Genomic DNA, 25,117 nt, shown 5'->3' with positions numbered 1-25,117 from the left:
CCTCGGCAATTCCGTAGCGGACGCTTTGCAAGCGTATGGCCTCGCGGCGGACGTTACCTGAGTGAGCGAACTGCGTAAATATCGTTCCTGCGTCAGCCCGCGGTAGTCGCATCGCGTCATCCCGAACAGCAGTCGACGAACGAGCACCAGAAGCGGTACCAGTATTCAAAACGCAGTTGGAAGGCTTCTCACCTGGCCACAGACGTGAACCGGCAGAAGTGACCTTTTCCTGATTTGAAAATCTGCATACATTGCGACTTCTCTCCGGTCTACGGCAACTATGGCCAGCCAATCTGACGGTTGTCTATGTCGCGGGCCAAAAGTCTCCTGGTTGTGATCTGGTTTCTCAGCGACCCAAAGCGTTGCGGCACTCACCGACAACGATTGCGTCAACTCCAAATCGCAGCATCCTCTCTCTCCTGCTGCTACTTCAAATATCATGAAGATTTCTCCACCGCAATTGCTGCTGGGATGTTGCTGCGCGTTCATTCTGCTGGTCGGATGCGGCCCAATGGTCGGGCCGGGCAGATTTCCGAACGGGTACGCTGGTCAGCCATTTGGGTTCTACAACCCGCGCGCTTTTCCTGGTGGACTGCCCTGGTACAACGTTGGCTATCCGGGAATGCCCGGCGGGCCAGGCGGTGCGCCGATTGTTTGGAATCCTTCACCGTATCCCGGCACATCGCCATACCCACCCGGCGTTCCCGTCCCGGATCCGGACACAACTCCGACAATTCCTGTCACCCATCCCAACCCTGCGCCGACAGAACCTGGCGAGGATCCGACCGAATTCTGGAGTCCATGGCCCTTGCCGCCGCGCGGTGGTTCGCTGGCTGTCCGAGCGGTCGGATATTCTCGAGCAAACGGCGAAAATACGCGAGGCTCACAAACCCGAAGTCAGCGCGGCGCGTTTGTCCAGGCGTCAGGAAACGGTTACCGACGCCAGCAACTGTTGGACGGCGCGACCGAATCGCCGAGCGACGACCTGAAGTATCGAGGCGGCAAGATTATTCGCGATCTGTTCTACGTGAATCTTTACGTCAGCGGCGACACAGACTGGTCTGCGGCAGACGTTGAGTTGATCGATGGAAGCCTCGCAGCCGCGATGCGAGACGAGCATTTGAACAACGTGCTGCTGCAGTACTATGACAACCAATCGATCCGCTCGACCCCGTTGCCGTCACACCCGCTTGTGGGCTATACGCCGACGACCGTAACACGCGGCGACATTCAGAACTACGCAACTTATCTGTACCGAAAGGGCCTGCTGAATTCGTACGACCTGGAAAACACGGTCTTCAATTTTATACTACCACCCGGCACCCTTCTGACGACGGACGCTCAAGCCGCAAACTCCTCACAGGCCAGCACCGCGTCCCGCTCACGAACGTATGAAACCGGCTCGGAGTTAGACGAAGTCGATTCCCGATCAGGGATGGGCGGCTATCACGGGTCTGTCGAAATCGCCAATGGCAGCAAAGTCTATTTTGCGGTAAGTGTGTATTCGGAACGGTTCAGCAACGGAGTAACGAACGGTATTCCCGTGTTTGCTGAGCCATGGAAGAACGTCACGGCAACGCTCTACCATCAGTTGATTGAAGCTCGCACGAATCCCGATGTGGAAGATGCTCTTCGATATTCGTCGGACCTTAATGCCGACCGCAACCTCGGCTGGGTTTCTGACTCAGGACTGGAAATCGGTGACATCCCGATTCGTGCCAACGTGCCGCTCACGAGTGTCATGACAGAAGTTCCGCTCGCTGACGGGCGTGGTCTGGTCCCCGTGCAGTTGCCGTATTCCAACTACGTTCATGGTCCCGAAGGCCCCATCGCACAACCACACCCACTGCCATAACATCGTGTAACACCGGACAGTCTCCGGCCGATTACAAACGTAACCAATGCCATGCCGGCCAGATCCTGAGAGATTAAGTGCTACCGGCTCTGCCATCGTTTTCGTCGAGGTAGGGCACCAGCCAAGTCCGTGGCACGCCTCAATTCATGCCGAGCACGGCCCTGAGCTCTGTCGTGCAATTCGAAATTCGCCCAGAAATTCGTCAGCCGCACGACGCTAGCCGCAGGTAAATCGTCCCATCGGCGGCTACGGCGAATTTCGGTGCAGGAGGTTGCCATCACGCCAGTTGCTTGCGGAATCGCATCAGGCTGAGAGCCAGAATCAGCACGGTGGAAATACCGAGCCCCAGCACGGATGGCAAAACGTCAATCAGGTCCGCTCCGCGCAATACGATTGCTCGCAGAATTTCCAGGTAGTACGTCACCGGGATGGCAAACGTCGCGATGTAAATAGGGCCGGGCATTTGGCTGCGCGGAAACATGAATCCAGACAACAGCACGGACGGCAGCATAATGATGAAGGCAAACTGAAATGCCTGCAGCTGCGTCTTCGAGATCGTTGACACGAACAGGCCCAGTCCGAGGGCACATAGCAGGAACAGAAACGACAGCATCAGCAGCAGACCGATATCGCCGCGGATCGGGACGTCGAACAGAAATACCATCACGTTCATCACGATAAGTGTTTCACCAAACGCCAGCAAAGCGTACGGAGCCAGCTTTCCCAGCAACAAGCCCGCTCGGCTAACTGGTGTCACGAACAACTGTTCCAGAGTCCCCAGTTCTCGTTCGCGCACGATGGCGAAGGCTGTCAGAAACAGCGTGACTAGTTGCAGAATGATTCCCACCAGGCCAGGCACGAAAAAGTGCGAGCTTTCGAGATTCGGGTTGTACAGCAGCCGAGTGCGAATCTGAATGGGCAGCGCCGTCGCCCCTGTTTCGTCTCGAGCAGGGACGACGGGCATTGTGTCGGCCAGTGCTTTGGCTCGACCGATCGACAGATTCATTGCCAGCAGATTGGCCGTGTTTAGCGCCGTGGTGGCGACCTGCGAATCACTGCCGTCGATCAACACCTGCACCTGCGTCTGTTGACCGGCCAACAAGCGATCGCTGTAGTCGGCCGGAATTCGCACTCCCACCTTCGCGCGGCCTGACGTGAGTGCTCGGTCGAACGCTTCCTCGTTTAGCACTCGTTCGACGATGGTAAACGTATTCGTATTCCGAAACGCGTCTTTCAGTTCGCGCGCATGGCTGCGCCCGTCCAGGTCGAACACCACGGTGGGGATGTCTTCGATTTCTGTGTTGATGGCGATGCCGAAAACGATGGTCTGCATCACCGGTACCACAAACGCAAAAAACAGCGTCGCTGGCTCACGGCGAATGTGTGAGAACTCCTTCAGAAACACGGCGGCGAATCCCGCGAATGTGCCTCGCTTCTTTTGCAAAGGGCGCTCGTCGAATGCCTTTGCCGGTGATGCCTTCGGGACGGAATCGTCGTCTGCGACAGGCTCGGCGGGAACTGGTTCGGGCGACACTGCCGGCTGTTCAATGATTTCGCCACGCTCGGCGGCGCGGCTGAGCGTCACGAACACGTCTTCCAATGACGGCGTGATGCTGCGTGCTTCCACCTCAGACGGAGGCAGGCCAAGGTGGTCAATCATTGTAGGCGGCGATGTCGCGTCGTCAGACAACACGTGAATCGTCTGGCCGAACAGCGTGGCGTCTCGGACACCTTCCAGAGATCTCAGCTGCTGCAGGTGAGTGGCCGGATGGTTGACTTCCAGTTCCCATCGCTGAGTTCCAGTGGGCGTGACATCAGGCAGTTGTTTGAGTTCGTCCGGCTTTCCGCAGACCAGCAGCCTGGAATTGTAGATGTAGCCGACATCCGTGCATCGTTCGGCTTCGTCCATGTAGTGCGTCGTCACGAACAGCGTCACGCCCTTGCCAGACAGTTCAAACAGCAAGTCCCAAAGCTGCCGCCGGGCAACGGGGTCGATGCCGGCGGTGGGTTCGTCCAGAAAGATGACGTCGGGTTCGTGGATCAACGAACCTGCCAACGCCAGTCGCTGCTTCCAGCCGCCGGACAGCGTGCCTGCCAACTGATCCAATCGGTCGCCAATGCCCGTGAGTTCGACAACGTCGTCAAACCGGCGCTGCAGTCGAATCGGATCGAGACCGTAGATTCGCCCATAGAAATGAAGGTTCTCCCGCACGCTGAGATCTGTGTACAGGCTGAATTTTTGAGACATGTAGCCGATGCGGCGTTTGATCTGCTCGGCTTCAGTGGCGGCATCGAAACCCAGTACCGACGCTCGTCCATCGCTGGGCGAAAGCACGCCACACAGCATGCGAATAATCGTTGACTTGCCGCTGCCGTTGGGGCCGAGCAGTCCGAAAATCGAACCTCGTTCCACCTGAAACCTGACGTCGCGAACGGCGGTGAAGGTGCCAAACCGTCGCGTCAGTCCATCCACTTCGATGACGGGCTGAGTCACGCCGGGTTGCCTTCGCTGGAAAGAATGACGTCGGCCGCCATGCCAGGTCGCAGCACGTCCAGGCCTTCCACCAGCCGGACTTTGATGCGAAAGACCTGCTTCGATCGTTCTTCCGGTGTTTGAACATTTGCCGGCGTAAATTCCGCCTGCCTCGCCACAAAGACGACTTCACCAGCGAAGGTGCGGTCCGGAAAACTGTCGACTTTCACATCCACTGCTTGGCCGGTCTGCAGATTGAGATGATCTTCCGGCACGTAGGCTCGCACCCACAGCAATTCTGAATTCACCAGTGAGATCGCGGGGGCGTTCGGCGACACCAGGTCTCCCGGTTGCAGTTCGATGGCTTCGACAACAGCGTCGGCGGGACTCACGATTTGCAATTCATCAAGCTGTCGTTCGATGATTCGCAGTGAAGCACTCGCCGCGTCCAGCCTGGCCTTCGCTTCTCGAATTTCTTCCGCACGAAAACCGTTCTTCTGAAGAGCCAGCTGTTGTTTCGCTTCATCCAACTGAGCTTTCGCCCGTGCTTTGTCTTCCGCTCGCGAGCCTTCCTTTAGCAAAGCCAGTTGCTCAATGCGTGAATCGACGGCGGCTAGAGCGACGCTTAGCTTTGTGGCTGATTCGTCCAGGTCGCTTTTGTCGGCGGCCTGTTTTCCAAACAGCGTTTCGACGCGGTGATAGACCTTCTTAGCCAGTGCTAGTTTGGCTTCCGCCAGTCGAACGTCGGCTTCCGCGGCGGCGATTTCCTGTGGTCGAGGTCCGTTGTTCAGCAAATCGAGCCCGGCCTGGATCTGCCTCACGCGAGCTTCTGCCTGACCAACTTCTTCCGGCCGCGACCCCGCGACCAGCTTGTCATGAGCGGCACTCGCGACCGCCACCATTTGCTCGGCCTCGGCCTTGCGTTCGAGCAGGTCGAACGGTTCGAGCTGGACCAGCACTTGATCGGTCGCAACCGTCTGGCCCTCGGAAACCAGAACGTTTAGTACTCGCCCACCAACGCGCGAGCCCACGCGGATTTCGTCAGCTTCGATAAAGCCGGACACAACAAGCGGCCCGCTGGTCTGCTGCGAATACACAAGCAGCCCAATCAGGACTGCTGCCGCGATAAGAGATACGATGAAGCGGGGCATGGCGAAAGCCGTTTGTCAGACTACAGTGACTCTGGTCGACACGGGCTTCATCCTAACAGGCAGCAACGTAGCCGCCAATCAGCCGCGTCGCTGCACGCGTCGTGGCGACGTTCATGGATGCTTGATTTTTGGCGTGGCAGCGGGGACTTAGCGAAGTGAAGGAAGCCCGGGGTTTCGCTCGCATGTCGCTCCAACGCCGGGCACGCTCACCAAACAAACATGCATCCATGATTGCACTCCACGTCACGCTTCTTTTCTGCCGAAGCGAATGAAGCGGGCAAGTGCCACAACGTGGGTTCGGTGGTTGGCTACTTTTTCTTTCGCACCAGTTTGCTGAGGATCACGTCGCCAGCGTAGCAGCCGCCTTCGTAGCAGAGTTCCTTGCCGCCGCCGCCACCTGCGAAGTGTGGTTGGTGAGCATTCTTCGCTGGCCACCCGGGGCCATTGATTGATCCCGTGACAAACAGGTTGCCATGATGGTCAAGAAAACCGGATCGACCGTAGTCGTAGTTCTCACCCCCTAAAAACGTGCTGTACTTCAGCGTGGAAAAATCAGCGGACAGCAGAACCAGCGTCGCGTCGTACTGCCCCGATCGCTGCGACTGAACAGCACCGGGCGTGACGGGGAAATCGGCCGATGACGTCTTACCAGTGAAGAACACGTTGCCCGCCTTGTCCGTGTAGATCCCGTCGGGTTCTTCGTCGGAAGTGCCGCCCACATAGGTGCAGCTCAGTAGAGCCCCGGCGTCCGCTGAAAACTTTGCGAGCGCGATTTCGTTCTGTCCGCCAGCCATTTTCGTTTGCCAGGCTCCTGCCGTGGTCGGCAAATCGCGACTGGTGGTGATGGTGGACAGGTACGCGTTTCCGTGATTATCAACGCACAGATTGTGGGTGCTGTTGCCTTCCTCCATTTCGCTGCCGCCAAAGTAGGTGCCAAACAGCAGCTTCGATCCGTCGGAACTTAGCTTCGCGATGAATGCGTCGTCGTTTCCGTTGTAGGTTCGATCGTGAGCTCCGATCGTTGTGGGCATGTCGGAAGACTGGGTCGTGAAGTTCAGGTAGACGTTGTTCTGCTGGTCAAGACGTAGTCCACAGTTTGATGTTTCTTTCCCAGAACCGCCGAACCACGTCGCCCAATGGACACGACTTCCATCGCCCGCGATCTTGACCGCTCCGATTTCCACGTCGCCTGCGGGAGTCGGCTGATAGGCATTCACAAACCACGACTTCGGCGGCAGTGGTCCTTTCCCGCCGTAATGCAACGCGACATAAACATCGCCGGCGGCATCAACAGACACGTCGCGACACAATTGACCCACGCCGACAAACGCGGACCAATCCAGCGCGGAACCGTCCGGCTGAAGCTTGCACAGAAAGCCATTCTGCATCCCGTAGATGCCGGCATCGGTGCCTCGGAATTCCGACTGGAAGGATTCATCTGTCACCGGAAACCCGGGTCCGCCCCGCCCGCTGACATACACGTATCCGGCGTTGTCGACTTCCACGGCGTAGGCGCGGTCGTAGTTCGGTCCGCCCAGAAGAGTCGACCACAACAACTTGCCATCGGGGGCAAATTTGCAGACGAAGGCGTCACAGTAGCCTCCGCTGCCGATCTGCTGGCCTGCCATGTCGTGCTTCGTCTGAAAGGCGCCTTCCGTGACGGGAAAGTCGTCCGACTGCGTTCCGCCGACGATGTACACGTTCTGAGCGTCGTCGACAAAGACATCGCGAGCGTGCTCCCAGTCCGAACCGCCCAAAAACGTCGAAAACGAAAGCTCGTACTCAACGATGGCATTCGCCGTTCGATCGTTCGCACGTTCTTCCGTCTTCAAAGCTTCAGCGCTGGACGACGCCGTAGCCAAACCAGCATCGACCTGATCGGTCAACGCCTCGCTTTGTGCTCGGACGTGACTTCCCGACCCGCTTAACAGACTGACGGCGAACAGCATCACCAGGCAGGCCCGATCGGGACACCGCAGGAAACGTTTCATGTGAGGCCCCGTTGACACAGCCACTTCGAACGTAAACCGATTCGCATCGATCAGAAGCCAGTGATTGTTCGAAATCCGACGAAGCAACACAAGCTAAACACGTCTGCTGGCTGTGTTGCAGTCGCCGCCCTGGCCGCCTAAGCGAGGATCAATATTCGCCAATCACGTTGCCGTCGGTGGCTCGACACAGATCGATAAATGTCTGAGCGTCAATGTTTTCTGAAACGGACCGAGTCGAACCATCCGCCAGCATGATGTTTACGATACCGGTATGGAAGCTGTACGGTGACAGTTCATTGTCGACGTTGATGAACTTAGAACAGTTGTCGCAGCCTTTACTGCTTCCGTCGTCGTTCCAATTGTAGATGCCCACGCCGTTATTGCCGGCCCATGGACCGTGAGAATAAAACTGAGCGTTGGTTGGCGTTCCCTGCTGTTTGCCAAGCTTCCAGTGATGCGGCTTGTCGGCCATTTCGAACAACAGAATGGTGTTGCTGGAACCGTCGGTGATGTGTCCGATTTTTGTTCCGCGTTCGTTCATGATGCCGGCCGTGCCGTCCCAAATGTGCGTGCCCGTCTGGTCCGGGTAGTGCAAGCCGCGAACGCCGAAGTAGTCAGCTGCTGCGGCCGTTTGGCCCGTTAGAGCGGCGACGTTTGTCGTCCAGCCCATGTTCCAGCCGGAGTAAATTGGCGTAATGCGTTCGCCAGGAGCCGACGGACATAGAAATCCGGGCACGACTGTATTGACGGCCTCCTGATTGATCGGATCATCAAAGCCAAACTTTTGATCGTATTGGTAGTAAAGATTTGAGCCTTCCATCTGAGGCAGCACCATCGCCAGAAAGCCCGTTACAACTTTGGTCGGGGATCCCGTCGAATCCGTGCCGTCGTACACCAGACGGCCGGGGGCGAACGTGCCGTAAGTGGAATGATAGTTGTGGCAGGCGATGCCAATCTGCCGCAGGTTGTTCTTGCATTGAATGCGTCGAGCGGCTTCGCGAGCCTGTTGCACAGCGGGCAGCAACAGAGCAATTAAAATCGCGATGATCGCAATGACAACAAGCAGTTCAATCAGAGTAAACGCGGTGCGACGGCGCACGGGGGCCGTGGAAAATCTCATTGCCAGTTCTTTCTGCCAGACTCTTGGGCGGGACGGAACGACGGGAGCGTGTTCCGGGGATTGAGGACGGTTCAGGCTGGCTGGCTCGCGTGTCGCTGGCTGGCTGGCAAAAGATTGAGGCCTCGAAAAGCTTGCGTCTGAGACTCAATCTCAACGCTATTTTAGGGCGAACGCAGAGAAAATCCACGGTCAATCGTCAGCATGCCAGATTTCTCATCGCCGAAAATTCCCCGGCAACGCAGCAGGCGCACGCGGGCATCGCTCCAATATTTAACCAGCGTGTCGGAACGTACGTGCGGACCGTTGAAGGGCGCTCCGACGCTTTCGCAGCACCCGCCGGGCCACCGAACCACTGGCATAGCGGTCGCCGACAACTCAAAGAGGCGGCCACCGCGATGTCGCGGCTCATTCCAATTGCAGACGCAGTTGGGGCGATGTCGGGTGAGCCTCAACTGCGGCGGCGGCATCAATACATCGTGCGGCCCAGCCAGCGGTCAAACCATGCGAAGCTCATTCGTCGCGCGACGCCGGGCAGGCCATGACCGCCGGGGAATGAGAACCAGCTGAAGCAGTCTCCGGCACCGAATTCGCCAAACTGCTTCACGATTGTCGATTCGCTGATGTTGTGCTGAGTTTCGTAGTAGTCGAGCGTTTCTGCGAACCCCGGCAGCTCTTGCCTCGCCTTCAGAACGCTCGGCAGACCATCGGTCTCCTGCCAGTTGATGTAGACGTCCAGAACTTTCGGGACCTTCTGGAAGAACTTGTGCCGGTAAAATTCCTGCTCCGTCGAAATCACCAGCAACGCGCGCGGGGCGACCATCGCCATCAGTTCGCTGAAGTCCACCGGCAGTGGCCGAGTCTGATCGTCAATGTACGGGCGGAACTTCTTGATGTAGATGTACGGCCCGCTGTTGGTCTTAAACCCGAACCGCTTTTCAAGCTTCGCACTGCTTGTCGGTTTGTCGACGCCTTCTTCCCACGGACGCCAATTATCGCCGGACGGAACGCGCGACCATGAACTCGTGTGGCGATGCCAATCCAGAACGCCACCGTTCGGTACCGCCGCGGTAATACGAGGTTCAAACGCGGCCGCGAACAGAGCATAGTGTCCGCCCAGCGACAGGCCTGTCACGCCAATTTGATCCGGCGTGACGAAGTCCAGAGTTTGCAGAAAGTCCACGCTTCGCATGCAGTCCCAGATCATTTTTCCGACGATGGACCATTCGGGATGCTTCAAATAAAACCCGCGCGTATCCATCACTCGGCGTTTGGGTTCAATCCGCTCGCCATCCGTAAGTGCGTCGATGCTGAGCGTCACGAAGCCGTGTTGGGCATGAGTCAGACCGTAGTGACGGCCCGCCTGCGGATCTGGCGGAGGATCAACCGGGCGTTTCCCGGACAGGCCGATCGTTTGATCCTTGCCGGAACCCCAGGTCGTACTGTGAAGGCAAATAATTGCCGGTGTCGGCTTCTTCTTCGCAGCATCAGGCACCAGCAGCCACGCGGTGACTCGATCATCGTCTTCGGCCTGAAAGCTAACGTGATACCGAGTGATCCCGTCCTTGTGTTCGACTTCCTTCATCTCCACTCGCAGATCTGGAACCTGAGTCGGAAAGTCGCCCAACAGATCCAGCCACTTGCGTTCGACCACCTTTCGCCGCTCAGCCCACGCCTTCCCCGATACCGCTTCGGAAACATCCTCCGCGTTTGCCGTTTTCTCGGCGGCAATGCCAGAGTTCGAACAAACGGCCGCGCCAGCAAGCGCCGGAATCCCCATCCCCAACAGTTCACGCCGAGTACTCTTATTGTCGTTCATGAAAGACCTTACCTTCGACAGTCACTGTCGGCATCGTCCGCTATGTCTCACCGCTACAACGCTTGAAGCGATCGAGAGACATGCCATACGACCTGAAAAATCCACGAGTCCACAAATTAGGCCATTGCCCCCTTGCGAATACCCAGTCCACATTGTGTGACAATTCCCAACACCATGCAACAACTTCAATCCGGGCGCACACGAGCCCAATCAATGACTGTTGAGCAAGTAGGATGGGCATCGCCCATCAACGCATCAATGCGTTCAAAACAATGTGCGGTCGCGGTGCTGAAGAAGAATAGCGAGTCAGCCACGAGGAGCTGGAAAGAATTCACAATGAGAAGGTGTTGCCGATCCCCGAATGGTATTGATGTCATCGACGGTGTGTGCGATCAATCGCCAAAAATTCAGACTCCACATTGTTCTGGTGAGTCACGCTGCGGAGAAGAAGAATGCTCTTTGAATCCAATGCGGCAAATATTGACAATCTTGCACGTGATAACACCTATTGAGGCGTCTTCCACATCAGCTATGCTTCCAATTGGAAACATGTTGTTGAATTAGTTTTTCTGAGCAGCGACCGAGCGTTCCTAAGCGTCAGCCCAAATCCTCAGAGACGCTACCTCATCTCAGCCGTCACGAAATGGAGTGCATTCATGATTGTAAACGGAAGTCGTCCAGAAGGTGGAAATGTACGCGTCGTGCGAAACGCTGAACCTTGACTCTTCATAGTCTGTGCCAGCCCCCCCCGGGCTTCATCGTTGGCCATTCCCAAGCGACTTAAGAAAGCTAGGCGTCGCGTTCGAGCATGTTGACGTGTTCAACGAATGAGCGGCCAATTGCATGTCCCAATCTGACAGGAACGGCATTCCCAATCAATCTGCCCATCGTGTGAAAGACAACTTTTTCCTTCGCTCGCAAGAACTTGTACCGACGCGGGAAGGTCTGCAGCATGGCGGCCTCGCGGAGGGTGATTGCGCGATCTTGCTCCGGGTGACCGAACCGCCCGTTACCGTAGCCAAAACACTGGGTCGTTATCGTGGGGGCTGGTTCATCCCATTGCATCCTGCCGTAAACGCTGGGGTAGGTTTCGCCAGCTTCTTGCTTATGGCAGTTAGCCCGCAGTGAAACAGGCCAATCTCTCCACGTGCCACCTGGTTGCGACGCACGAATTCGCTTCAGGTTGATAGCGGAAAGGTTGCAGGCATGATGCAACGGGTCTTTGCAGTCGCTCTCTCCTGCTGCCAACTGCGGGAGCCTAGATATCGCGGTTGCGACGGTCGCTTTCCCTGCCGAGGGATTGGGACGAGACATCTTTATTGGCCCCAGCTTTGAAGCCAATAGGACGAGGCGTTTCCGCGTTTGCGGGACCCCGAATGCACGGCATTCGACAACTGAGTGCCAAATCGAGTAGCCAGCCAATGATTCTAGGAACTCTTGAAAGACATCATGCCTAACGATCTGTGCAACGTTTTCCATCGTCACTAAATCGGGCTTCGCTTCTCCAACTAGTCGAGAGAAGTGGCGGACCAGCTCCCATTTCTCGTCAGGTTTGTCTTTGCGGCTGGCTCGACTATATGTTGAGAACGGCTGACACGGCGCACAGCCAGCCAAAAGTGTCGTAGTGTCTTTGTCCCACAATGCACGTATGTCCTTACCAACCAACGCCCCGACATCTTCGCGAACGAACGTGGCGTCGTTGTTGGACTCATACGCGTACTCGCATAGCGCATCAGTGTCGAAGCCGGCAACCACATCAATGCCGGCTTTGGCCAACCCATGAGTCAGGCCTCCAACACCGCAGAACAGATCCACGCACGTAATCACGGCGACCCCGCCAAACTATGCCTCGCCCCTGATTCCAAATACATATGGCTCGCAACGTAGTTCTCAAATGATTGCAAGACCTCGCGGAGATAGTTGACCGTTCGATTCTTCAGGTCAACTAAGTCCTGAACGGTGACGTTTTCGCCTGACTGCTCAAAAGAGATCGATCCGTGAGCCAGTTTGTTGCGAAGCTCCTTTACGTATTGGAATGCATTCTTGTCGTCTCGAAATGGGCGTTTCGCGGCAGACTTCGTTGCTGTTGCAATTTTCAAGACACAGCCAACTCTCTCGCTGATGTTCTCGATCGCTCCATCGTCCCAGTTCCCTCCGCCCCCTCGTTCGATGCCCCATTCTTCAATCGGAGCACCATTGAGAATGCTCTCGCAAACTACAAACGAGGTGCTTAGCCGGTTGCTTGGATTCAATTGTGTATGCGTTCTGAGGTTTGTCCGAAGCCACTCTCGCCGAACGGCCGAGTCGAGCTGTTCGAGTTTCCACGCCTGCCCAGCTGCGGTTGCTTCAGTAACCGCAGACGTACACCAAGTCGCCGTCGCTTCAACAAGGTTGTAGAGATGTAAGTAGACTGACGAATACAACATTCGTTGTTGACATGTCGTTATTGCCGAATTCCCGATTTCAGGTGGTCCAGACTGAGCCGCGGACTCCACTACCTTTAGCAGGTCTATGTAGCTTTCAATTTCGACAACTCGGTCTTCGAATTGCGTGGTGTCCATGCTAGCCCTCCGTGAGCTTGTCACGAACAAATTCAAATCGATCTTTCATACGACGCTTAACGTTTGAGCTTCCTGACTTGCTATATTCTTTGAATTGATCACCGGTAATCCAACAGCCAACGTCAGGTGGAGCCTTCTTCAGTTCAGGTTTTTTGCTTATCGCCAAGAAGCTACCGACCGCGATCGACTCAAATCGCGTGTAGTACGTTTGGGTGGCCGTTGCAGATTTCCGAAATCCGTACGGAAACGTCTTGTCAATAAATTTCATTGTCTCATTGAAACGTTTCTTGAAAGCCTTCACGCGTTTCTTGTCTTGCAACTCTTCATTCTTTCCCTTGGCGTACTCAAATAGATACTCTGCAGGGCGGTCGTTGTAGTCCGTGAAGCCACTCGCATACAAGTCTGAGTACGCGAAGAAGCGAGTCACCATTTCTTCTCGCTTACGAAGGCTTACGCCCATTTGAGGTACTGGAGCCAGTTTTACAAAAAGGTCATCTTGGGCAAGCTCGATAACCAACTCCAAGAACGGTCCCGCCAGAGCTCCGCGTCGAACTTCCGCCTTGTTGGCGATCTTGCTCCCAGTGTTAATTCGTTCGAAGATGTCAAACCGCGCCTGCTCGTCAGCGTGCTCATTCAAGATGATTCCTCGGATGCTCCGGTTCTTGATTTTGAGTTGGCGAGACTCTGGCAAGTCTTGAAACCGCAGTCCCGTCAATTCAGTGAGCTGCGTCAGCTCACCGATCTCAAGTTCACCATTCAAGAATTGTGCGATCGTCCGCAGACGCTGCGATCCATCGACGACTTCGAGCCTGCCGTCACTTTTTTCCCAAAAGAACAGGAACGGAATGGGAAGTCCCATTAGCAGAGACTCGATGAACCTCGATTTCCGATCGTCTTCCCACGTATCGTCTCGTTGGTATGACGGAATCACAAATTGTCCATTCCCCATCTTCATCGCCAACAACTCAACCGAATAGTCTGTCAGGTAATACTCAATCCGCTTCGACTGCTCAACGATCTGCGTCTCTGCCAACTTCACTTGCTCCTGAAGTTCAGCATTCTCGGCCTCGTCGTCAATTGGCATTTGGTCAACACTCGGAGCCATGGATAAATTTCGTCTAAAAAGGTTACTCGGTTGCGTACGAAATTGTACCGATGGGCTTCATATTCACAACGCCACCTAGGCAAGGCAGTCCAAGACACAATTTTTTCGTTTCTAAGGGAGAGAAAGAGGACGCAGCTCATTTTCAAATTGGCCAGAGAGAGGCTCGCAAGCTGTGTGCGAAGCACAGGAGAACATTCCCCTCGTAGCAAGTAGGATGGGCATTGCCCATCAATTCACAATTGGTGGGCAATGCCCAGCCTACTTCACTGGATGTAGTTACGTGTCGCGGGGTCACGGCATGGCCGCGGATCGAATGTCACATTCCGCAAAGTAAAGTCATTCCTGCCGCAGATTTGCATATGATGTTCGCAACGGACGGACGTACTTCGAAACAACGCGGTCCCATTCGCCGCTCGCCTTGTCGTTAACGAAGTTCACTGCGTCGCGCTGATGACGGGCGGGCCGACGATACAGGCACGTCGTTCGGCTGGATCTGATACGATTGCGAAAACAGTGTTCACAGTTAAGCCAAGGAATCGGAGCAGGAAAATGAAAGTCGCATTCAGCGCGTTGTTGTTGACCGTTTTTGCTTTTCAGGTGCACGCAGAACCGCCGTTTGCTGGTAAGAAGGGGCAGTTTCAGGGGTTTGACCGCTATGACTTTGTGCATGATGGCACTCAGTGCATCGTGGTTGTGCCAAAGAACGCGGCGCCGGGTAAGCCGTGGATCTGGCGTGCTCGTTTTTTTGGCCACGAACCTCAGGCGGACAAAGCCCTATTGGAAAAGGGCTTCCACGTTGTCTACGCGGAGGTTGGCGGCCTATTTGGTTCTCCGAAAGCCGTGGCGATCTGGGATGAGTTCTACCGGTTTCTGACGGAAGAACATGGCTTCGCAAACAAGGTGGCTCTGGAAGGCATGAGCCGCGGCGGTTTGATCATCTACAACTGGGCCGCCAAAAACCCGGACAAGGTGTCATGCATTTACGCGGACGCGCCAGTGTGCGATTTCAAAAGCTGGCCGGGAGGCAAAGGGAAAGGCAAGGGCAGCCCCGGTGACTGGCAGAGATGCCTAAAGGCCTACGGCTTGTCGGAAGAACAGGCTCTAAGCTGGCGACGGAATCCCATTGACAATCTGAAGCCACTGGCCAAAGCCGATGTCCCGCTGCTGCACGTGGTCGGTGCCGCGGATGTTGTGGTGCCGGTGGAAGAGAACACGGCGATCATCGAACAGCGGTACAAGGAGCTTGGCGGAAAGATCACGGTGATTTCCAAGGCCGGCGTCGGCCATCACCCGCACAGCCTGAAAGATCCGTCGCCGATCGTCGACTTTGTGGTCGTGCACAGCCGCGTCAAATAAGCGTGTCATTGATGTGTCTCAAATGAGGCAGGCCCGTTTGGCACTTTCATTCTGACGAATGCTTCCCGTGCAGCGTTTGCTGAATGCGACTCGCGGCACGCGCCACTGGTGCTCGACTCAATCCTTAAACAGTGGATTTCTTTGAGCTGGTGGTATAGACACCACGGTCTTCATGGGCAAGTTCAACCAAGGTGCGCCACAAGTCTACATTTGCTTTCCGCAAGCGCCGACGGATGTATCCAAAAAAGAATTGTGCCTTTGCTCTCACGGCGGTGGTAAGGGGTGAGCCTCCGCTAACGCCCGCCGGCAACAATCATGCACGCTGTTCGACGAACCAAGTCACGGTTCCGCTCCTATCGCTGTAGCCTCCGGATGATCTGACGAAAGGCGGCCAAGCAGTTGCCGACTAATCTTTCTTCCCCTGCTGAACCCAGGCTTCGTCAAAGCTGGCGTGCTTCATGCTTTTGCCGCCGGTCACAAAGTAGCTGTAGACAACGTGGATGGTGCCATCGCTGCCCTGAATCACAGCGGGATAGTGGTACGAACCTTCCTCCTGTCGCTCCAGATGCCTTGTCCATTTCCAGGATCGGCCTTCGTCGGTTGAAATCGAAACCGCAAGGCTGTTGCGACCTTTCTGAGTGTCGTTGTAGACAAGCAGCCAGTGACCATTCTTCAGACGGACGCCGTCCAGCCCGGAGCCGGGATTGACCAAAACAGACTCCGTGACCGGGCCCCAGGTAATTCCATCGTCCTTCGATTCGCAGACTCGAATGTGCTTTCGAGGACCGTTCTCTCGCATGTAGGCGATCAGCGTTCCGTCGTCACGACGCAGAACGGCCGGTTGAATGTTTCCGAAGCCAATCAGTGGCTTGCTGGCGTACCAGTGAGCACCATCGTCGTCGCTGATGGCCATGATGCAGATGGAATACGTGTCGGAATACAGAGGCAATAGAATTCGCCCTGACGGCAACACGGTCGGCTTGCATCGCGGTTGCCATCCGAGTCGCTGGTAGAGTTTCTGAGTGAGGAGTTCTCGGAGATCTGACAGTTCCGTGCTGTAAGCGTCCGCGAGTTGAGTCGGCAGCTTTGCAATTTCTTCGTCCAGGACCTGTATCGCTTTGGGGCCAAAGTCCTCCGGCTTCAATAGGATAACGCCGCCGTCCGACCACTCGGGACTTCCTTTGCCGGTCGGTTGATCAGACACCTTGTAGAACGTGAGGCAGGATTCCCAGGTGTTCGCGATGATGACCGGCCAATACAGGCACAGTCGATTGTGTCGGTCGATCATCATGCACGTGTTGCAGTCCGGAAACCCCGGTGTATCGACCATCCGGAAGGGATCGCTCCACGTCTTGCTGCCGACAGGCTTGCGAGCACCATAGACAGCGACGTCATCGGCTTTGCGTTCTCCGCTGCCGCGATACCACGAAACCAGCAGTTCACCATTTTCGAGTTCCACAATGCCTGGGGCATGGTTGTGACGCTGATCCAGCGGAAACACCAGTTCCGATGTCAACGTGGACTGACCAAACGCTGAAGGCACGCCGCCTGCCGCAACAAACATGGCGAGAAGAACAGTTGCCTTCGTCATGAGGGACAGATTCTGCTGAAGTCGTGTGCGATTGTGTTTCGTTATCACGGCGTTGTATTCCGATGTGAGTTTGATGAAGTCGTTCTTCGATTGTGATTGATGCCAACCACCATTGGAAACTTGCGGCGTTCGGTTAGTCAAGCGTGTCTTCGCAGTGACAATGAGATCGCAGTTAGCGAACTGCAGAGTAAGAAGTAGGCACCTACACCGAATCTCGCTGAATCGTGGCCGCGGAACTGGCGTTGCCTACGGTGAAGGCTGTTTCTCACGACCACGAACCGTCCATGAAAAAGGGAAACCGCTCTAATTGAATGTTTCCGCTTGCTGAGGCTTCAGTCAGTCGCCCGTTGCAGGTCGTGCTTGGTCAGGAATTCGGCCAGCTCCGGCAGGTTGTCCGTGTTGATCAGATCAACGTTGGCATCGTTCAGGACTTTCCAGGCAGCCGGAGTATCAGGCGTGGCCCAAAAACGGAGCCGACGTCCTTTCGCGTGAACCTTCTGGACGATTTCTTTCAGCTTCCTTGCTTCGTCGCTGGGGATTTCTCCCTTACCGTCCCAGTGAAAGTGCTTTCGCCAGTTGTCACTGATCAGCGGCATCTGCAGCACTGGAGCGTTGCTGTCGATGTCTGCCAGGCGGCCATCGATTCCCGCAATGCGGCATTCGTCCGCATTAATCACCTCGAACGGTCGATCGCCACTGATGATCGCCGTGACCGCGTGTTCCTGTCGTTGCCCGTCGGCGTTGTGCGAAAAGACGTCGTTGTATTTCTGCAGAAGCTCGCTGAGAGCTTGATACGTTTTCGCGCCGTCTTTCTTGATGTCAATCAGCAATGTGAACGGCGTTTCGTTTGGGTAGACGTGTCCGTTGTGCTGGCGAACTCGTTCGCGCAATGGCTGCAGGTAGAGTTTCTCAAGCGTGCGGTCAGGGCTAAGTTCCACGAACGAATGAGCCACCAACAGTTGTCCATCCACCAGAAAAATGTCAGCTTCGACGCTGCAAAATCCGTGTTTCAGAGCATCCAGCAAAGGACGTTCGTGCAGGTAATCGTTGTGCGCATGAGCCTTCAACAGGGGCTTCGCAGAATCAACTGTCTGAGCCGACGCGCACTGTGCGATAGACAACAGCAGAATCGTACGAAGACAATCAGCGAAGAACGTGGACTTCATAGTAGTGTGCTTATTGATCGGCTTGTTCGGCTCACCTGCGTTGCCGCAGTAGCCACTGGTACAAGTCGAGGTTGATGTCGGTTTCCGAGCACGCATCGTGTCCGGCTTTGGGGGAGATTGCAAATATCACGTTACCGCCCGCTGCTTTCAAGGCACCCACGATGCGTTGCGATTCGTTCAGCGGTCTCGCTGAGTTTTTGGCTCCATAAAGATCCGTGTTGGCTCCTGACCGATTGCTTTCGCGTCCGGCACCGTTTGGCCGGGGACAACCGAGACCAACGCCGTAAGAAGCGGTAACTCTTTGCCTGCCCCGATCAACTCCACGGTTGCCTCCACCGGCGAACTGCCCAAGTGGGACCGCGTTGACATTTGCGAGCCTGCGTTTACCGAATCTGAAACGAGTACAGGTCGCATTCCTTCATCACGAAGCGAAGCTGAACTGCTTGCCCGGCCACCGTGGACAGGTCTCGATTGTTGTACCACTTCACCGCCAGATCGATGCCGTCTCCGTAGACGGCCGGGCAGTCAGCGAGCGTGAAGCCGGGGATCGGTGTTCCGGATTCCGTTTGGACTTCGACCTGAATCGATCCGACGGCACTCGTGCTAAGATTCAGGTGCAGTTCTTTGCCCGAGAAGATCAACGGGCGAGTAATCAGCTCGCCGGCATCAGAACCCGCGTTGACGGATACAAACCCGTCGGTACGCAGCACGTAGCGGTCGCCGCTGCGGTGGTAGATCGACATTTCGTTCGGCCCGGTCGGAACGACGTTCAACGCGACGTAGTTAGATCGATTCCGCCAGCGTTCTTGATGCAGCCCTGGCCGGATCAAGGCTTCGGTGAAGACTCGGTCGTACTTTTCTGAACCAGCGCGAGTCGACATAAACAGGATGTCGGTCGCGTTGACGTCCTTCTTGTCATAGCCCGGCGCGTCGCCTCGATCAGGAACGAAGCGTGTCGGTGTCGCGATATAAATGTGGGGAGCTCGAAAGTAAGGATGCGTCTGATTTGTGTAAAGGTGCTCGCCCGGAAGGTTGGGATTCATCGCCACCGGCTTCGTCCACGTTTGGTAATCCGGCGAAGTCGTACGACTGACGCTGCGCAGGCGTTCGCCGGGCGTCCATGTGCGAAGGTAGCAGACGTATTGCTGTTCAGCGGCCGACCAAAACGAAACGTTCTGTGAATCAAACGCGTGCCGCCATTCCGGCTGATAGGGAATGACTTCGTTCTTCTTCGTCCAGCGAATTCCGTCCTCAGACACGAATTCGAAGAGGCCCCATCCTGCTTCTGATTTTCCACGTTTGTCGCCGGGGCCGGGGTAGCCGCCGAGTGCTTTGTAGCGTTCGGCAGGTTTTACGCCGGGACGAGTATCAATGAAGGGCGTGAAGTTAGTGAGGACCAGTGGCTGTTTTGTCAGAATCACGTTGTTGCCGCGCGAACTGCGAATGTCGTGCAGGCCGAGTTCCGGGAACGTCCATTCGTGACCATCTCGACTTTCTGCATAGCAAACCATTTCACCGGGATGTCCCGTGTGGGTTGGCCCGCGATAGTCCGGATCTGTTTCTCGCCAATACGCTCGGAACAACGGGCCGTCGTCGTCTTTATCGTGCAGGATCGTGAAGTAATGCTTTTCCGGAAGTGGCGACTTTGGACGTGGTGCCTTGACCGGGTGATGCAGACGCAGATCAACGCCGTCCATGCGATCGATCAACAGCCGGTCGACAAATAGTTCACGTCGCGACCCGATATCCACAGGTTGAGCGAAAAGGACGGAGGCCTTCGCCAACACAATGACGGCCATTGCCAGAATCGACGCGGCGCGCGACAGGCGTGTTTTCATGTTCCACTTTCTTCGTTTTCTATTGTCGACAGGCAGTCGCTGAAGCCGTGTTTTTTCAGTATTGCGTCTGTTAACGGACGCTTTTCCGCCGAGGTGATATCAGTGCGACGAAACAATTGATGAGCATCGTGTTCGAATGCTCGGTATGCGGGAGCTCGATCGGCTAGCTTCGTGACTGCGGCTTCAGGAATCCGAATCACACCTTCCGCATTCGCGTGAATGACATCACTAGGGCTGATTGTGATACCGCCAATGTCGACCGGCGTATTGATGCGGCGAAAGCGAAGGTTGCAGTGATGAATCGTGACACCGCTTCCGTAAGCGGCAAAGCCAATTGTGCGAAGGCCCGGCAGGTCACGCAGGCCGCCGTCTGTGACCGCCCCAACGCAGCCGGCCGCGTGCAGCAGCTTCCCCATTCCATCGCCCATGATGCATTCATGTTGCGGTCGGCTGCCGACACATTTCACCACCCAAACGGTCGGCACATCCATCGCTTCCATTTGAGAAAGCTGTGTCCAGAAATCGTCGGCGTTGCCGTCTGATTCATCGTCCGGCGTGCTTGTATCGAGCTCACACGTGACCGCGACCCCCACCGTGGGACCGACGTCCGGCAGCAGCGCACGGATCTCGTTGCTCATGTACCATAGATGAGTCGGCGTGGTATCGACAAACCGCATCAGGTTGGCCAGCAGGGCGGTATCGTATTCCGCCAACTGCTGCAGGTGAGTCCGCTGGATGGCGGGTGTGGGCTCGGAGTTTGGCATCGGTCGCCCTCACCATTCAGGGTGCGTGTCGATTGAAAGAACGAAATATATGGTATTTAATGGGTCCGCAGTGTCAACGATGCCGTTTAGCATGCGACGATGAAGTTGGATACAGGCTATTTCATTTTTGGGTGGCCGAATTGCTGGTGACACTCTGGTCTCTGGCGAAACTGACGTAATACAGGAAGGCGGAACTGATGAGAGTGTCAAATGCAGTTGGACGGCTTGCGGCGTTGGCGACCACAATCGCTGTCAGCACTTGTATGGTGCTGTCTGCCGCGACTGCCGACGAAGAGCTGGCCAACAGTTCGTACTTCGATGAAACACAGGCCGTGACGCTGTTTGCATTCGACGATGTTTCGATCCCGTTCACTCAAAACCTGAAGCTGGAGATGCGATCGCCCGAACGCCACGCGTCAAACCCGGTGGTGGCACGAGGCCCCGAGGGATCCTGCGATTCGTGGGCGGTGCAGTTTTACGGTTCGGTCATTCGAGACTCAGCCAGCGGTAAGTTTCGGATGTGGTACGTGGCCGTGTCAAAGGCGGAACGGCAGAACAAGAAGCTTCCGCGTTCGATGCCGTGGCGAGTCGCCTATGCGGAAAGTGACGATGGTGTTCACTGGGACAAGCCAAATCTGGGGCTGGTCGAATCCGGTGGCAACACCAACAACAATCTTGTGAAGCTCGATCCCAGCGTCGGCGTGCTGAATTTGAAAGTGCTGTTCGATCCGGACGATCCGGATCCCAACCGCCGCTACAAAATGGGGGCTCATGTTTGGACTCCGAAGAGCAGCACTCGTCGCAACGGAACGCTCGCACCGTATGTCAGCGCTGACGGGTTGACGTGGAAACTGGCCGTCGACGCCGATCCTGTGGACGCAGAATTATTGGAAGCGGACACCGTCATTCCGCCGCTGCACTTCGAACCGGTCGGTGGTCTGTACAAGTGGGACGGCCTGTTTTATCTGTCCGGGCAAAACGCGATCATGGCCGCGCGGCCGTATCATGGTCGAGTGTCGAGAACCTTCGTTTCATCCGACTTTGCGAAGTGGAGCCACACCAGCGCGATTCAGTTTGTACGGACTCCGCAGCATCAACTGTTGGGTCCGGGCAAGAGTCGCATGGGCGAGCAGACTCATGAAGGCATCAGCGTCTGGAACCGCGGCAATGTTCTGGTCGGCATATCCGGCATGTGGCACGGCACACCCGAATGGAAAGACCTCACCATCGATCTTGGCTTTGTCGTCAGCAACAACGGCGTGCATTTCCGTGAACCTGCTCATGAACACATCTTCCTGAAACGTGGCGACGATGGCGAATGGGATCAGGGCGGATTGCTGCAGGGGCAGGGCTTTGAAAATGTGGGCCATCAAACATACGTCTACTACGGTGCGTGGGATCCGCGAGTCTGGGAGAGTTCACCACCGCGCGGGGGAGTTGGCATTGCCACGCTGCCGCGCGATCGGTTTGCCGACCTGGTCGTTGACGAAACAACCAAAGGCACCGGCGACTACCAGATGGAGGAAACAGTCAGCAGTTTTCTGACGTCGTCCGTCGACATCGAACCGGGGCCGCACCAGATGTTCATGAATGCCGAAGGGCTGGGTGACGACGCCAATTTGAAAGTCGAGCTGCTGGATCACCTGCTGAAGCCACTGCCGAACTATTCGGGACAGAACGCCGCGCGCGTCAACGCTAGCGGATTCCAGACGCCCGTGACGTGGAGCGGCCGCAGCGAATTGAAGCAGCTCCCGAAGCGAGTGCGTGTCCGAGTGACGTTCGAAGGCACGAAGAAAACGGACATTCGTTTCAGCGCGATGTATCTTCGTTAGTCGCCAAACGACGTTTGAGTGCCATTGAGTGACGGGCCACCCAGCCTGCAGACTCTTGCACGTCCATGCACAGAGCTGCAGGTGAAGGCCGCTCAACCGTGGCATAGCTACGAGCTTTTCTTGAGCGAACTTCAGCCGCCATCAAATGTCGGCACAGCACTAAAAGAGCTCCGCACCAAAATGGCAGCACGGCTCCTGCGCGTGTGGCCGGGGTTGGCCTGAGCGAAGCGAAGGAAACCCCGGGAGTTCACCGGCCACACACATCGCCCCCGATCCCACAAAGATCGATTCAGATACGCGGCGGCATTCGGTCAGCGCCTACTCTGCGAAGGCTGCGTTTTGGCTGCGCCGATGAGTTTGGCCTCAAAGTTGCAATCGCCAGTCATCAGAAATGCAACAGTCGTTGGCCATCCGGATGGATTTCTCAGGAGTGTAATCATGAGTGTGCAAATGAGTGACGTGGAACTTGTCTCAGACCGCAGCAACATTGTTCGGCTGAAGATATCCGGTCGACTGACCATCGAAGACTACGAGTTCTTCGTGCCTCAAATCGAGCAGAAGATTCAGGAGCATGGCAGAATTCGGATCGTCTTCGAGATGATCGACTTCCGCGGCTGGTCACTGGCGGCGTTGTGGCACGACGCGAAATTCGATTGGAAGCACTTCCGCGACATCGACCGGATCGCCATGATCGGCGACAGGCTGTGGGAGCACGGAATGGCGTTGTTTTGTCGTCCGTTCACAGTGGCTGAAATTCGGTATTTCGACAACAGCGAAGCGGCGGAAATGGAAGACTGGATCGCCGCAGCCGACGACGATCTTTGAGTTTTCGACAATTGGCGCACCGTTTGCGAAATGGGGTTTCGGAGACCGGTTTTCGAACTGACTCCCTCCGCGACTGATGCCGAAAACGCAGTATTTTACTGGGGATTTTCTCCATCAGCAGCGGCGATTTCAAGTTGGAAGTCGCAAGAGTTTGCGGCTTCGACAAGCAAAAAACTGCAGACGTCTGCAGGCACTTGCACGCCCTTTTGACGCTTCGCCGCATGTGAGTTGTTGCCGCGTCATTTCCACGCCGCTGTTCATTGAGCGCGGTTTCGAACAGTAAGAATGAACGCTATGAAAGTTGCATCCGCTTCCGCCGTTGTTTTGGCAATGTCAACGCTGTCAGTGACCGCGTATCACAAGTTGGGCGAGTACACATCGCTGTTCGCCGTTGCGGGCACAGACACGATCCACGCTGAGGAACATGGTGAATCGCAGGCCCATGCGGAGCACGGTGAGGAAGGGCACGGCGGAGACGAGCACAGTGAAGGAGAACACCACGCCGTTCACAAGATCCTGGTGACCAGTCCAGTCGCGAAGGACGTGATTAGTACTCAGCAATACGTCTGCCAGATTCATTCGCGCAGCCACATTGAAGTGCGAGCTTTAGAAGGTGGGTATCTGGAACAGATCCATATCAAAGAAGGCCAGGCAGTCAAGAAGGGCGACGTGCTGTTTCATATTCTGCCTGTCTTGTATGAGGCGCGTCTGGACGCCGACAGAGCGGAAGCTCAGGTTGTGCAGGTGGAATACAACAATACGCTGAAGCTGGTTGAGCAAAAAATTGTGTCGCCGCAGGAGTTGGCTCTTGTGGAAGCCAAGCTGAATAAGGCGAAGGCGAAAGTAAAGCTGGCTCAGGCAGAGTTAGACTTCGCCGATATCAAGGCGCCGTTCGACGGCATTGTCGACCGCCAGCACGAACAGCTTGGCAGCCTGATTGAAGAAGGCGACGTGCTGACAACTCTGTCAGACAACGACGTGATGTGGGTCTATTTTAACGTGCCGGAAGCTCGGTACCTGGAATACAAGCAGGCAATGGATGGTGGTGAGGATGCTCATGCATTGGATGTCGAACTCGTCCTCGCGAACCACGAAAAATTCCCTCAGCCCGGTGAGATCGGTGCCATCGAAGCAGAGTTCAACCACGAAACCGGCAACATTGCCTTTCGAGCGGACTTTCCGAACCCTCAAAGTCTGCTGCGTCATGGCCAGACGGGAACCGTGCTGATTCATCGCACGCTGAACGACGCCATCGTGATTCCTCAGCGAGCCACCTTTGAAATTCTGGCGAAGCGATACGCCTACGTCGTCGACGAAGACGGCGTGATTCACCAGCGAGACATCACGATCAAGAACGAGATGGACGACATCTTCGTGATCAACCACGGACTGGAAGTGGGAGAAAGAATCATCCTGGAAGGCATCCGTCAGGTCCGTGACGGCGACAAAATTGAATACGAATTCCGCGACCCGGAAGACGTTCTGGCCCGGCTGAAAAACCACGCTGAGTAGCCGTCGCAACCACCTTTTAGCTGCTTATTGCAGCAGGGGGTGAGCGAAGGAAGAAGAACGCCACGCAGTGCCGCACACACCGGCCGCAGCACTTCGCCCGGCTCATACTCCGCGCCGGACACAGCTATGCTCGCCGAACTTCCATCCAAAGCTTCGCGACG

The 25,117-nt window shown here is 56.0% G+C and carries 18 protein-coding genes; 5 read left to right on the top strand and 13 right to left on the bottom strand.

Annotation, left to right across the window (positions count from 1 at the left end):
* The first annotated feature begins 439 nt into the window (after positions 1-439).
* A complete protein-coding gene (locus Fuma_RS10210) occupies positions 440-1,855 on the top strand; it encodes a hypothetical protein (RefSeq protein WP_077024050.1) in 1,416 nt (471 codons plus the stop codon).
* A gap of 277 nt (positions 1,856-2,132) precedes the next feature.
* On the opposite strand, the gene Fuma_RS10205 is transcribed toward Fuma_RS10210, so the two are convergent.
* The 8 genes from Fuma_RS10205 to Fuma_RS10165 all read right to left on the bottom strand — a co-directional run bounded on the left by Fuma_RS10205 (position 2,133) and on the right by Fuma_RS10165 (position 14,072).
* Positions 2,133-4,349, bottom strand: a complete 2,217-nt coding sequence (locus Fuma_RS10205) for an ABC transporter permease (RefSeq protein ID WP_077024049.1) — start codon at positions 4,347-4,349, stop codon at positions 2,133-2,135.
* The gene (locus Fuma_RS10200; protein ID WP_077024048.1) at positions 4,346-5,479 is read right to left on the bottom strand and encodes an HlyD family secretion protein; all 1,134 of its coding nucleotides are present in this window, start codon (positions 5,477-5,479) and stop codon (positions 4,346-4,348) included. The genes Fuma_RS10205 and Fuma_RS10200 overlap by 4 nt, the downstream gene beginning before the upstream one ends.
* 308 nt (positions 5,480-5,787) lie before the next feature.
* Positions 5,788-7,470, bottom strand: a complete 1,683-nt coding sequence (locus tag Fuma_RS10195; RefSeq protein WP_218922416.1) for an SBBP repeat-containing protein — start codon at positions 7,468-7,470, stop codon at positions 5,788-5,790.
* A 148-nt stretch (positions 7,471-7,618) separates the two neighbouring features.
* Entirely contained in the window at positions 7,619-8,590 is a 972-nt protein-coding gene (locus Fuma_RS10190) for a DUF1559 domain-containing protein (RefSeq protein ID WP_077024047.1), read from the bottom strand.
* A 466-nt stretch (positions 8,591-9,056) separates the two neighbouring features.
* Positions 9,057-10,406: a glucuronyl esterase domain-containing protein gene (locus Fuma_RS10180; protein ID WP_145944086.1), complete on the bottom strand. Its 1,350-nt coding sequence runs from the start codon at positions 10,404-10,406 to the stop codon at positions 9,057-9,059.
* A gap of 789 nt (positions 10,407-11,195) precedes the next feature.
* On the bottom strand, positions 11,196-12,233 hold the full coding sequence (locus tag Fuma_RS10175) for a DNA cytosine methyltransferase (RefSeq protein ID WP_077024044.1): 1,038 nt from the start codon (positions 12,231-12,233) through the stop codon (positions 11,196-11,198).
* A complete protein-coding gene (locus Fuma_RS10170; protein WP_077024043.1) occupies positions 12,230-12,967 on the bottom strand; it encodes an MAE_28990/MAE_18760 family HEPN-like nuclease in 738 nt (245 codons plus the stop codon). The genes Fuma_RS10175 and Fuma_RS10170 overlap by 4 nt, the downstream gene beginning before the upstream one ends.
* 1 nt (position 12,968) lies before the next feature.
* Positions 12,969-14,072, bottom strand: a complete 1,104-nt coding sequence (locus tag Fuma_RS10165) for a DUF262 domain-containing protein (protein WP_077024042.1) — start codon at positions 14,070-14,072, stop codon at positions 12,969-12,971.
* Positions 14,073-14,621: 549 nt separating this feature from the next.
* Here Fuma_RS10165 and Fuma_RS10160 point away from each other — a divergent pair.
* Positions 14,622-15,428: an alpha/beta hydrolase family protein gene (locus Fuma_RS10160; RefSeq protein WP_077024041.1), complete on the top strand. Its 807-nt coding sequence runs from the start codon at positions 14,622-14,624 to the stop codon at positions 15,426-15,428.
* A 406-nt stretch (positions 15,429-15,834) separates the two neighbouring features.
* Here the strand turns inward: Fuma_RS10160 and Fuma_RS10155 are convergent, their stop codons facing one another.
* The 5 genes from Fuma_RS10155 to Fuma_RS10135 all read right to left on the bottom strand — a co-directional run bounded on the left by Fuma_RS10155 (position 15,835) and on the right by Fuma_RS10135 (position 20,787).
* The gene (locus tag Fuma_RS10155; RefSeq protein ID WP_077028211.1) at positions 15,835-17,019 is read right to left on the bottom strand and encodes a sialidase family protein; all 1,185 of its coding nucleotides are present in this window, start codon (positions 17,017-17,019) and stop codon (positions 15,835-15,837) included.
* 332 nt (positions 17,020-17,351) lie between these two features.
* Positions 17,352-18,185: a phosphatidylinositol-specific phospholipase C/glycerophosphodiester phosphodiesterase family protein gene (locus Fuma_RS10150; protein ID WP_083732557.1), complete on the bottom strand. Its 834-nt coding sequence runs from the start codon at positions 18,183-18,185 to the stop codon at positions 17,352-17,354.
* A gap of 177 nt (positions 18,186-18,362) precedes the next feature.
* Complete coding sequence (locus Fuma_RS10145) at positions 18,363-18,554, bottom strand: hypothetical protein (protein WP_077024040.1); 192 nt, start codon at positions 18,552-18,554, stop codon at positions 18,363-18,365.
* A 14-nt stretch (positions 18,555-18,568) separates the two neighbouring features.
* Positions 18,569-20,023: a glycoside hydrolase family protein gene (locus Fuma_RS10140; protein WP_083731939.1), complete on the bottom strand. Its 1,455-nt coding sequence runs from the start codon at positions 20,021-20,023 to the stop codon at positions 18,569-18,571.
* Entirely contained in the window at positions 20,020-20,787 is a 768-nt protein-coding gene (locus Fuma_RS10135; protein WP_077024039.1) for an RraA family protein, read from the bottom strand. The genes Fuma_RS10140 and Fuma_RS10135 overlap by 4 nt, the downstream gene beginning before the upstream one ends.
* Positions 20,788-20,984: 197 nt before the next feature.
* On the opposite strand from Fuma_RS10135, the gene Fuma_RS10130 reads away from it, so the two are divergent.
* The 3 genes from Fuma_RS10130 to Fuma_RS10115 all read left to right on the top strand — a co-directional run bounded on the left by Fuma_RS10130 (position 20,985) and on the right by Fuma_RS10115 (position 24,956).
* Positions 20,985-22,619 carry a glycoside hydrolase family protein gene (locus Fuma_RS10130; protein ID WP_077024038.1) on the top strand — a complete coding sequence of 545 codons (1,635 nt, stop codon included), beginning with the start codon at positions 20,985-20,987 and terminating at the stop codon, positions 22,617-22,619.
* Between the two features lie 438 nt (positions 22,620-23,057).
* On the top strand, positions 23,058-23,444 hold the full coding sequence (locus Fuma_RS10125; RefSeq protein ID WP_077024037.1) for a SpoIIAA family protein: 387 nt from the start codon (positions 23,058-23,060) through the stop codon (positions 23,442-23,444).
* A 294-nt stretch (positions 23,445-23,738) separates the two neighbouring features.
* Positions 23,739-24,956 (top strand): efflux RND transporter periplasmic adaptor subunit, encoded by a 1,218-nt coding sequence (locus Fuma_RS10115; protein WP_077024035.1) that lies wholly within the window; start codon positions 23,739-23,741, stop codon positions 24,954-24,956.
* Positions 24,957-25,117 lie beyond the last annotated feature (161 nt).

The sequence above is a fragment of the Fuerstiella marisgermanici genome (assembly GCF_001983935.1).
GTDB lineage: Bacteria > Planctomycetota > Planctomycetia > Planctomycetales > Planctomycetaceae > Fuerstiella > Fuerstiella marisgermanici.
The sequence above is the reverse complement of the archived record's forward strand: the minus strand, read 5'-3'. Positions and strand labels throughout refer to the sequence as shown.

Excerpts from the sequence above, each read along its gene's own strand:
- Fuma_RS10210 (WP_077024050.1), top strand. The coding sequence starts at position 440 with ATGAAGATTTCTCCACCGCAATTGCTGCTGGGATGTTGCTGCGCGTTC.
- Fuma_RS10200 (WP_077024048.1), bottom strand. The coding sequence starts at position 5,479 with ATGCCCCGCTTCATCGTATCTCTTATCGCGGCAGCAGTCCTGATTGGG.
- Fuma_RS10195 (WP_218922416.1), bottom strand. The coding sequence starts at position 7,470 with ATGAAACGTTTCCTGCGGTGTCCCGATCGGGCCTGCCTGGTGATGCTG.
- Fuma_RS10190 (WP_077024047.1), bottom strand. The coding sequence starts at position 8,590 with ATGAGATTTTCCACGGCCCCCGTGCGCCGTCGCACCGCGTTTACTCTG.
- Fuma_RS10180 (WP_145944086.1), bottom strand. The coding sequence starts at position 10,406 with ATGAACGACAATAAGAGTACTCGGCGTGAACTGTTGGGGATGGGGATT.
- Fuma_RS10170 (WP_077024043.1), bottom strand. The coding sequence starts at position 12,967 with ATGGACACCACGCAATTCGAAGACCGAGTTGTCGAAATTGAAAGCTAC.
- Fuma_RS10165 (WP_077024042.1), bottom strand. The coding sequence starts at position 14,072 with ATGGCTCCGAGTGTTGACCAAATGCCAATTGACGACGAGGCCGAGAAT.
- Fuma_RS10160 (WP_077024041.1), top strand. The coding sequence starts at position 14,622 with ATGAAAGTCGCATTCAGCGCGTTGTTGTTGACCGTTTTTGCTTTTCAG.
- Fuma_RS10155 (WP_077028211.1), bottom strand. The coding sequence starts at position 17,019 with ATGACGAAGGCAACTGTTCTTCTCGCCATGTTTGTTGCGGCAGGCGGC.
- Fuma_RS10150 (WP_083732557.1), bottom strand. The coding sequence starts at position 18,185 with ATGAAGTCCACGTTCTTCGCTGATTGTCTTCGTACGATTCTGCTGTTG.
- Fuma_RS10145 (WP_077024040.1), bottom strand. The coding sequence starts at position 18,554 with ATGTCAACGCGGTCCCACTTGGGCAGTTCGCCGGTGGAGGCAACCGTG.
- Fuma_RS10140 (WP_083731939.1), bottom strand. The coding sequence starts at position 20,023 with ATGAAAACACGCCTGTCGCGCGCCGCGTCGATTCTGGCAATGGCCGTC.
- Fuma_RS10135 (WP_077024039.1), bottom strand. The coding sequence starts at position 20,787 with ATGCCAAACTCCGAGCCCACACCCGCCATCCAGCGGACTCACCTGCAG.
- Fuma_RS10130 (WP_077024038.1), top strand. The coding sequence starts at position 20,985 with ATGAGAGTGTCAAATGCAGTTGGACGGCTTGCGGCGTTGGCGACCACA.
- Fuma_RS10125 (WP_077024037.1), top strand. The coding sequence starts at position 23,058 with ATGAGTGTGCAAATGAGTGACGTGGAACTTGTCTCAGACCGCAGCAAC.
- Fuma_RS10115 (WP_077024035.1), top strand. The coding sequence starts at position 23,739 with ATGAAAGTTGCATCCGCTTCCGCCGTTGTTTTGGCAATGTCAACGCTG.